Genomic DNA, 8,740 nt, shown 5'->3' on the forward strand with positions numbered 1-8,740 from the left:
AAAATTTGTGCACCTATTCCGTAATCTCTTAAATCGGGTGCGAAACCTAATGCAACATTTGCCTCAACCGTATCAAGCCCCTGTTCCTGCAATTTATATGCTTTTAATTTATTTGCAAGACCTATCCCTCTACCTTCCTGATGCATATACAAAACTACGCCTGTTCCCTCTTTCTCTATCATTTGTAATGCGGTTTCAAGTTGTTCTCCGCAATCACATTTTAAAGAATGAAAAATATCACCGGTTTCACAAGAAGAATGAACCCTAACCAAAACATTTTTTTTACCCTTAACATTACCTTTTATTATTGCAAGATGATTTTCCTTTGTTATGGTATCTTCAAACAACGTTAATTTGAATATTCCGAATTTAGTAGGAAAATTAACGGATACAATTTCTTTTATAAGTTTTTCCGTTTCTCTTCTGTATTTAATTAAATCCTGCACGGTAATTATTTTTAACTTATGTCGTTTTGCAAAAGAAAAAAGGTCTTTCATTCTTGCCATTGTTCCGTCATCTTTCATAATTTCACATATTACCGCACTACCGTCAAGTCCCGCAAGTAAGGATAAATCTACAGATGCTTCGGTATGTCCTGCCCTAACCAAAACACCGCCTTCTTTATATCTTAAAGGGAAAATATGTCCGGGATGAACAAAATCGGAAGCAATAGATTTTTTATCTGCTAATGCTTTAACCGTTTTTGCTCTGTCAAATGCTGAAATTCCCGTTGTTGTTCCTTTTTTATAATCAACCGATTCCGTAAAAGAGCATGAGTATTTGTTACTAACAACATTTTTTCTTTCCATAACATTTATTTCAAGCTTATCTAATGTTTTACCGTTGACAGGAACACAAATTAAGCCCCTGCCGTTTTTTGCCATAAAGTTAATTATTTTAGGTGTAACTTTTTGTGCTGCACAAACCAAATCCCCCTCGTTTTCTCTTGAAGGGTCATCAACAACTATTACCATCTTTCCGTTTTTTATATCTTTTATTGCTGCTTCAATTGTCGAAAACTTTTTATTTTTTTTCATTTTTTTATAATCCTCCGGCTAATCATCTAAATAAATCCGTTCTCTTTTAATAAATTCACTGTTATTTCTTTTTTCTCATTTTGTTTACCAAATAATTTTTCTACATATTTTGCAAACACATCAATTTCTACATTTACAATATCTCCGAAATTTCTTAAATGAAATATTGTTTTATTAAATGTTTCCGGTATCATTGTAACCGAAAAATACCGTTCGTTATTTTCAGCAACTGTTAAACTTATACCGTCTATCGCAATAAACCCTTTAAGAACTATATATTTTTTTATTATTTCGTTAGCTGCAAATGAAAAAAAGTAAAATCTGTCTGTTTTTTTTATATCTATAATTTTTGTTGAAGTATCTATATGTCCTGATACTATATGCCCGCCAAGTCGTGTTTGTAATGTTAAAGCTCTTTCCAAATTAACTAAAGAATTTTTTTTAAGTAAAGATATATTTGTAATATCACTTGTTGTAGGGCTGTAATCAAAAGAAATAATTTTTTCAAATATTTCCGTAACCGTTAAGCATACACCGTTAACGGCAATACTGTCACCTGTTTTAATATCATCCAAACAAGTTTCTATTTGTATTTGTGAATTTGTAATATTTATTACTTTACCTATATCTTCTACTATTCCGGTAAACACTTTAAACTCCAATTTATAATTAACCGCAAACTAAAAACTACTTTTTGGCAAAAATTACTACGTCGTTATCAAACTTCTTAATATTAATCTTCTTAAATTTTAAAGAATCTTTTATAAACTTCGCTCCAGCACCTTCAACGAATGTTTTTGCCGTTCTTCCGCCGACAATAATTGGGGCAATAAAAATTATAACTTCATTTACTTTTCCTGTTTTTAAAATTGAGGCATTTATTTCCCCACCGCCTTCAACTAAAATTCTTTTTAATGCCATTTTGTTTAATTTTTCTATTACGATATTAAAATCTTTCTTTGCTTTATTAAAATTTATAGGAACCAATTTTATACAACTTTTATTAAGGTAAACAGGAGTTTTTTTAATATTTTCATCATATAAAATTATCGTCGGTATTTTACCGTCAACAACATTATAGTTTGACGGTGTTTTTAATTTTTCATCTAAAACTACTCTAACAGGATTTTTACCTTTATTGTGAGAAGACAAAACAGGGTTATCTTTTAAAACGGTATTTGTTCCTACAAGAATTGCATCAAAATTTGTTCTTAATTTATGAACAAAACTTCTTGATTTTTCATTTGATATCCATTTTGAATCGCCTGTATACGAAGCAATTTTTCCGTCAAGAGACATTGCCGTTTTAACAACAATATAGGGTTTAACTTTTGTTATGTGATTAATATATTGCTTATTTAATTTTTCGGCTTGTTGTTCCAATATGCCGCTAATTACGGTAATTCCTGCAGATTTTAATTTTTTCAAACTTTTTCCGCTTGTCAACGGATTAGGGTCTTTCATTGCAAAAACAACTGTTTTAATTTTTGATTTTATTATTAAATCAACACAAGGCGGGCATTTTCCCCAATTGTTACAAGGTTCCAAATTTACATATAATGTTGAACCTTCCACATTTGTTTTTGAAAAATTTATTGCCTGTGCTTCGGCATGTTCGGCACCGAAATATTTATGATAACCTTTGGATATTATCTTATTATCTTTAACCAATATTGCACCTACCATAGGATTAGGAAAAACAAAATCTTTTCCTTTCTTTGCCATGTCCAATACTAAGTGCATATATTTTTTATGTTCTTGCATTTGTTTCATAAAATAAAAATCCCGAAAACAAATTCAATAATGTTTCGGGAAATAAAATAAATATATATTATCTTCTCTCATCCGGACTTTACCGTCGGCATCCGATTTACACGGATTCATTTCATCTTTTATGATGAAGTCGTAGGCTTAGCTCTTTTAGAACCTTACTACCGGTAAGGAATTTCACCTTCCCCGAAGATTATTGTTTTCCGTAATTAAACAATTTTTATATTATTATGTCAAATTTCTACAATTTTCAACTATATATATTCCAATAATTTTTTACAATCCAAACAACCTTTGCGAATTACGACATAAGGAAATTTAACCATATCAATAACCGTTGATTCAAAAGAATAATCACATTTACCGCCGTCAACAATTAAATCTATTTTATTGTTAAAATATTCTACCGCGGTTTCCTGATTTTTTGCACTTTCTTTTCCCGATATATTTGCCGATGTAGTCATTAAGGGAATGTCATATTTTGCCATAATATCAAGCAATATTTTGCAATTCGGTATTCGAACACCCAAATTATCTCTTCCGCCGGTTAAAAGTTTACCGAGTTCTGTTGTCGGCAAAATTAAAGTTAATTGACCGGGCCAAAAATTCATCACAATTTTTTCGGTTTTCTTCGGAAAAGATACAAACCTTTTCAGTGTTTTAATGTTATCTGACATTAAAATTAAAGGTTTTTTCATACTTCTGTTTTTAAGTTTGTATATTTGTTTTTGCCCGTCAAAATTAAAAACACTTGTCATTAAACCGTAAACAGTGTCGGTAGGCAAAACAACTATACCTTTGTTTTTTAAAACTCTGTTTACAGTTTCTATTATTTCATTATTATTTTGTTTATTTATTTTTACAAATTCCGTTTTCATTTTACTAACTTTTATATGTTGAAAGTTCTGCCGATATTGAACCTACAGGTATTTTTGATTTCATCTTAACCGGCATTTTCCTTTCGTCGTCGGTTACCCAAACTTTTAAACTGCCTTGTGCTTTAAAAAGACCTGCATCTTCTCTTAATACCGGTTCCAATATTAAGCAATCAAATTTTCCGGCATTTACTTCAACGGTTTCTCTTCCCAAAACTTTTGTTTTTAAAGGCCAAGTATCCTGCCCTGAATGTGCATCAAAAACATATTCTTTTCCCACTTCCAAATCCAAAGTTCTTATGTAATAAAAAGCTGAAATTACATCCTGAACCCAACGAACCGTATTACCCGGTTTTTTTGTTCCGTCATCGTCTAAAACATATTTTTCGTTTTCATGATCAAAATCAAGTTGTTCATATTTTTTCCAACCGCCTTCGGAAATATTTATCAAATATTTCAACGAGCATAAACTTTGTGCATCTATCCAAGATTGGTTTATATCCCTTACTTTAAAAAAATTATCAAAAAACGGAGCGGATTTTGCCTCGGAATATATATGATATGCCGTTCTTCCGTTAACTTCCTCAAAACCTTTTATTTCCAATGTTCCTTTTCCGACTTTAATAAATTTCCAATAAACATCAAACACCAAATTTTCTTGTATAGGTAATTTACCGCTCATTGTTCTCCATTGGAAAGGAACTTCCGCAACAGGTTGACAAAAAGCCGAAACCGCCATAATTGAAATTACTATTAATGCACTAATTTTTTTTATAATCATTTTCAATAACCTCCACTGTTTTAAGTAAGTTTCGGACAACAGCTAACGGTTTTTGTCTTTCATTTTTGGCTTTTTCAAATTGCTTTTTCCCGTGTCCGGTTAAAACCAATATTCCTTTACCGCCGAAATTGTAACCGAACATATAATCTCTAACACTGTCACCTATCATATAAGACTTTTTCAAATCAATATTCAAATCTTTCGCGGCTTTCAATGCCATACCTGTTTTCGGTTTTCTGCAATCACAATCATCATCAGGTCCGTGAGGACAATAATACATACCGTCAACCGTAACTCCTAAATCTTTTAACATTTCTATTAGTTTAGAGTTAATTTGCTTCAATTTTGTTACGGTAAAGTATTTTCTTGCTATGCCGGACTGATTTGTTACTATAACTATTTTAAAACCTAATTGTTTAAATTTTCTTAACGGCTTTTCAATATTTTTATAAAGTTTTAATTGTTTTTCGTCACTTAAATAATTTTTATCATGGTTTATAGTTCCGTCTCTATCCAAAAATATTGCCGGTGATAATTTATTTTTCATAATTTATACCTAATAAAAGTTTTATCTCTCTTTCAAAAACATCTTTTCCTTTATCAAAAATTATCGACATATTTAAAACATAAATCCTTTTACGAATTTCATCATCAATTACTTCTTTTATTTTTACTGCATCTTTTGCAGTAGTAATAATTTTTTCGTTTTCCGATAATTTATTTACAATTTCAACAATATCGTTTTTAACATATTTATGATGGTCACGAAATATAAATTTATTTTTTACTTTTAACCCTGAATTTTTAACCGTGTTTATAAAATTTTCCGGTGAACCTATTGCCGATATTATTGTAAAATCGGTAACATTTTTTAAATTTTCTTCAATCTCGCGGTCATCAAATAAATTTGTTATATTTTTAAACTTTAACGATGTTTCTAAAGGGTATAACCCAGTAATTTTTAAAATTTTATTTTTTAAATTCTGCAATTTTTCTTTATCACATAAATTACAATTTGTAAGTATAATCAAATTTGCTCTTTTTAAAGCGGACAAATTTTCTCTTAAAATACCTGCAGGTATTATCATACCGTTACCGAACGGGTTTAATGAATTTATGCAAACGATATCAATATCTCTTTTTATTTTCCAATGTTGAAAACCGTCATCCAAAACAAAAATATCAGGTAAAAATTTTTCTGAAATTTCGGCGTTTTTAATTCTGTTACTTCCCACAACTATCGGGCAATTCAACAAATTTGCCGTCATTAAAGGTTCATCACCGGAATTTTCCAAATCACTTAAAATTTGTTTTTTATCTCTAACTATAACATTTTGTTTTGACTTATTTTTTCTTGCATAACCTCTTGATAAAATAACAGGAGTTTTACATAAACTTAAAATATAACTTGCAGTTTCAATAACCATGGGTGTTTTTCCGCTGCCGCCCCATGTTATATTACCGATGCTTATAACCGGTTTATTTAATCTATAGCTTTTTGTCAAAAACTTATTAAGTTTTGATAAGCAACAATACAATATCGACAAAGGATATAACAAATATTTCATTTTAAAACACCGTCATAAATATCGGTTAAACTTGAACTTAATTTTTGCTTTGAAAAAGTTTCTTTAACAAACTTTTCACCTGCAATTGCCATTTTATCCGACATAAGTTTATCGGTTATTAATTTTTTTATTGAAGAAATTAACATATCCGTATTTCGCGGAGGTATTAAAAAGCCGGTAACACCGTCTATTATAGTTTCTGGATTTCCCCCTACCGTTGTTGTAATAACCGGAATTTTTAATGCCTGTGCTTCCAAGTTTACGTTACCGAAACCTTCAGTATCACAAGACAACAAACAAAATATATTCATAACTTTTAAGAACTTAGGAATTTCCGATTGATATCCGGTAAAAATTGAAATATCGTCAACACCTAAATTTTTGGCATAATCCTGCTGTAATTGCATTCCTGCTCCGTCACCTACAATTAAAGCAACTATATTCGGATAATCTTTTTTTAACTCGGCTATTGCTTCCAAAAGATATTGTTGTCCTTTACCTTCAAGTGAAACTATTGCACCTACCGTTCCTATAACAAACTTATTTTCAAGGTTATATTTTTTTATAATATCGGAAGTATCTGTTTGTTTTGTCCATTTTTCAAAATCAAAAGCATTATATAAAACCTGTACTTTGTCTTCGGAAACTTTTTCATACTTTATTAAATTATCTCGAACCGCTTTTGAAACCGTTAATGTTTTATCCGCTATTTTATAATGCCACTTTGCATACCATTTATGCCTTGTATCCTGTCTTCTGTGTAAAACAATTTTTAAATTTTTAAAAAACAACTTCATCAATAAAGCAGTCCAATATAACTTTCCCTGATGAACATGAATTATTGATATATTTTCTTTTCTTACAATATTAAATAATCTTAAAACACCGGTTGGAGTAAAACTTCCTCTACATTTAAAATCAACAACTTTCACTCCGTTTGATTCGGCTTGTTCATATAAAAAACTTTTTTTAGGTGCTGCAAGTATAGGTTCATATTTTTCATTAAATTGTTTTAAACTTACTGTTGTTAAAACCGTTTGTTTTTCGGCACCGCCGATTGTATCAGAAGAAAAGACATGTAAAACTTTTATTTTATCCATTACAATATTTTCCTTACCATATCAGCATATTTGCCTGAAGAAATTTTAAAAAAACTTTCACAGTATTTTGTATTTTTGCCTTTTACCTGTGCCCAATATTGTGCAATTGAAGAAGCCATTGTAACATAATCTCTTGAAGCTGTTTGTGTTTTATAACATTCTATCGCAGCTTTTTTTTGCTCCCATTCTTTAGATATATCAATTATTACGTTAGGTATTAAAACCTGCCATACCGAATATGCGTAAATCAAGCAATCTATTTTTGTTTTTTTATACGCTTTGCAAAAAGCTTTTGATATACTTACGTGATCTTGATGATTATCTATCATAAAAGGCATAAAAATTATATCCGGTTTTATTTTGTAAAAAAACAACTCACTTAAACAATCTGCCAATTTATCCGTATTGGAATATAAACTTCTTATTTCAAACTGAAAAAAATGATTTATTTTTGAACCTAAAATTTGCGTAGCATTTTTTGTTTCTTTCATTCTTTCAGGTTCACCTGTAGTGCAGAATGCTATCTCAAGATGTCCGCCGTCTTTAACAAATTTTATTAAACTTCCTCCGCAACCTATACTTTCATCATCCTGGTGCGGTGCTATTACCAATACTTTTTTTGCCTGTAATTTCTCTTCCAAAGGAGAAGAATATTTCAAAAAAGGTTGAATGTATTCATACATTTTAAAAACACTTCTGTAACTTGCATATTTCATTTTATTATCCTAAATTTAAAATTCTATTTTATTTAAAATATCATCGGCGGTTATTTGTTTTGCCGAATCTTTTTTTATAATAATATGGTTTTCCAACGGTTGCGGACCTATTTGCGAAGGGTCGGTATTACCGTATAATGCGATACATTTTATTCCTAAACTTGCAGCCAAATGCATAGCACCGGAATCTACTCCTATAAACAATGAAGCTTTTTTTAATAAACCTGAAAGTTCAACAAGTCCGCCTTCGGGACAAAAAACATTGATTTTTTTCAGACATTTATCCGTTATATTTTTTATATATTCTTTTTCCCACACGGCCCCGGTAACAATTACAGGAATATTTTTTCCCGTCAATTCGTTAATTGTTTCTATCCAAACTTCAGCTTTTAAACATTTTTCTTGTCGTCTTTTGCTTGCACCTATGGAAACAGCTATAAACTTTTTATTTTCAATATTATATTGTTTTAATATATTATTTATTTTATCATCCGTTTTTGAATCTGTTTTTATAATATCAAGGTAATTATTTTGTATATTTTTTATACCTATTTTTTTTGCAAGGTTTATATTGTTTACCAATGACGGAACACCCTTTTTTTCTGCTTTGTCGGTAAGTAAAAAATTTAAACTTGCCGATTTAAAACCGTATCTTTTTTTTATTTTTGAAAGATAGGCACAAATTAAACTTTCCGGAGACTCCGAAAACAAACATGCAACATCTATATTTTCATTTTGAATATCGGATATTAATTTTATTTTTGATTTTAAACCTTTTTCTTTGATAAAAATTTTATCAACCAACAAAGTTTGCCGCAACAACTCCGCAAGGTTTTTTCTTGTTACGGAATAAATTTTCACATTAGGATATTGTTGTTTTGCAGCTTTAATAA

Annotated in this window: 10 protein-coding genes and 1 riboswitch; all 10 genes read right to left on the minus strand. The window is 30.0% G+C overall.

Annotated elements, in window-relative coordinates:
• Nucleotides 1–1,037: 3,4-dihydroxy-2-butanone-4-phosphate synthase (gene ribB, locus ACMUOV_RS05700; RefSeq protein ID WP_413854143.1), on the minus strand; the 1,037-nt coding region annotated here is incomplete at its 3' end.
• 26 nt (nucleotides 1,038–1,063) lie between these two features.
• Nucleotides 1,064–1,687: a riboflavin synthase gene (locus ACMUOV_RS05705; RefSeq protein ID WP_413854144.1), complete on the minus strand. Its 624-nt coding sequence runs from the start codon at nucleotides 1,685–1,687 to the stop codon at nucleotides 1,064–1,066.
• Between the two features lie 37 nt (nucleotides 1,688–1,724).
• Nucleotides 1,725–2,810: a bifunctional diaminohydroxyphosphoribosylaminopyrimidine deaminase/5-amino-6-(5-phosphoribosylamino)uracil reductase RibD gene (gene ribD / locus ACMUOV_RS05710; protein ID WP_413854145.1), complete on the minus strand. Its 1,086-nt coding sequence runs from the start codon at nucleotides 2,808–2,810 to the stop codon at nucleotides 1,725–1,727.
• 56 nt (nucleotides 2,811–2,866) lie between these two features.
• Nucleotides 2,867–3,005, minus strand: a riboswitch (FMN riboswitch).
• Nucleotides 3,006–3,061: 56 nt separating this feature from the next.
• The gene (locus ACMUOV_RS05715) at nucleotides 3,062–3,685 is read right to left on the minus strand and encodes an L-threonylcarbamoyladenylate synthase (protein ID WP_413854146.1); all 624 of its coding nucleotides are present in this window, start codon (nucleotides 3,683–3,685) and stop codon (nucleotides 3,062–3,064) included.
• Between the two features lie 4 nt (nucleotides 3,686–3,689).
• The gene (locus ACMUOV_RS05720; RefSeq protein WP_413854147.1) at nucleotides 3,690–4,463 is read right to left on the minus strand and encodes a DUF3108 domain-containing protein; all 774 of its coding nucleotides are present in this window, start codon (nucleotides 4,461–4,463) and stop codon (nucleotides 3,690–3,692) included.
• Nucleotides 4,444–5,010: a D-glycero-beta-D-manno-heptose 1,7-bisphosphate 7-phosphatase gene (gene gmhB / locus ACMUOV_RS05725; protein WP_413854148.1), complete on the minus strand. Its 567-nt coding sequence runs from the start codon at nucleotides 5,008–5,010 to the stop codon at nucleotides 4,444–4,446. The genes ACMUOV_RS05720 and gmhB overlap by 20 nt, the downstream gene beginning before the upstream one ends.
• The gene (gene lpxK, locus ACMUOV_RS05730) at nucleotides 5,000–6,031 is read right to left on the minus strand and encodes a tetraacyldisaccharide 4'-kinase (protein ID WP_413854149.1); all 1,032 of its coding nucleotides are present in this window, start codon (nucleotides 6,029–6,031) and stop codon (nucleotides 5,000–5,002) included. Before lpxK ends, gmhB begins: the two co-directional genes overlap by 11 nt.
• Nucleotides 6,028–7,131, minus strand: coding sequence for a glycosyltransferase (locus tag ACMUOV_RS05735; protein WP_413854150.1), 1,104 nt, complete (start codon nucleotides 7,129–7,131; stop codon nucleotides 6,028–6,030). Before ACMUOV_RS05735 ends, lpxK begins: the two co-directional genes overlap by 4 nt.
• The gene (locus ACMUOV_RS05740) at nucleotides 7,131–7,847 is read right to left on the minus strand and encodes a PIG-L deacetylase family protein (RefSeq protein WP_413854151.1); all 717 of its coding nucleotides are present in this window, start codon (nucleotides 7,845–7,847) and stop codon (nucleotides 7,131–7,133) included. Before ACMUOV_RS05740 ends, ACMUOV_RS05735 begins: the two co-directional genes overlap by 1 nt.
• A gap of 15 nt (nucleotides 7,848–7,862) precedes the next feature.
• Nucleotides 7,863–8,740: glycosyltransferase family 9 protein (locus tag ACMUOV_RS05745; RefSeq protein ID WP_413854152.1), on the minus strand; the 878-nt coding region annotated here is incomplete at its 5' end.

It is taken from the genome of Candidatus Ruminimicrobium bovinum, assembly GCF_902760015.1.
In the GTDB taxonomy this organism is placed as follows: domain Bacteria; phylum Elusimicrobiota; class Endomicrobiia; order Endomicrobiales; family Endomicrobiaceae; genus Ruminimicrobium; species Ruminimicrobium bovinum.

Excerpts from the sequence above, each read along its gene's own strand:
- ribD (WP_413854145.1), bottom strand. The coding sequence starts at position 2,810 with ATGAAACAAATGCAAGAACATAAAAAATATATGCACTTAGTATTGGAC.
- ACMUOV_RS05715 (WP_413854146.1), bottom strand. The coding sequence starts at position 3,685 with ATGAAAACGGAATTTGTAAAAATAAATAAACAAAATAATAATGAAATA.
- ACMUOV_RS05720 (WP_413854147.1), bottom strand. The coding sequence starts at position 4,463 with ATGATTATAAAAAAAATTAGTGCATTAATAGTAATTTCAATTATGGCG.
- gmhB (WP_413854148.1), bottom strand. The coding sequence starts at position 5,010 with ATGAAAAATAAATTATCACCGGCAATATTTTTGGATAGAGACGGAACT.
- lpxK (WP_413854149.1), bottom strand. The coding sequence starts at position 6,031 with ATGAAATATTTGTTATATCCTTTGTCGATATTGTATTGTTGCTTATCA.
- ACMUOV_RS05735 (WP_413854150.1), bottom strand. The coding sequence starts at position 7,131 with ATGGATAAAATAAAAGTTTTACATGTCTTTTCTTCTGATACAATCGGC.
- ACMUOV_RS05740 (WP_413854151.1), bottom strand. The coding sequence starts at position 7,847 with ATGAAATATGCAAGTTACAGAAGTGTTTTTAAAATGTATGAATACATT.